Below are 255 nucleotides of genomic sequence, written 5' to 3'. Positions count from 1 at the left end.
AAGGAGAAAAGACCTACACCCGGCCAAAGGATGATGACCGGATTGGGGTCACGCATGGCAGGGGAATTGGGATGCTTGTGTTTTTCATAGTAATCGGCATACATCTCCCGGTACTTCTGGAATTCCATTTCCAGTTCAGCCTTCAGTGAGGAAGGATGGGAAAGGTCTACATCAGCCGGGATGTCGAGCACCAAAGGGGATATTTTGGTACGCAGGAAGTGATCTGGACAGGAGGTGCCCATGGGGGCAAGTTTG

At 51.4% G+C, this 255-nt stretch carries 1 pseudogene; it reads right to left on the bottom strand.

What is annotated here, in order from left to right:
• Positions 1–255, bottom strand: a pseudogene (locus JYB62_RS19770) (bifunctional rhamnulose-1-phosphate aldolase/short-chain dehydrogenase); the annotation flags it as partial.

The organism is Algoriphagus lutimaris (assembly GCF_017051705.1).
In the GTDB taxonomy this organism is placed as follows: domain Bacteria; phylum Bacteroidota; class Bacteroidia; order Cytophagales; family Cyclobacteriaceae; genus Algoriphagus; species Algoriphagus lutimaris.
The sequence above is the reverse complement of the archived record's forward strand: the minus strand, read 5'-3'. Positions and strand labels throughout refer to the sequence as shown.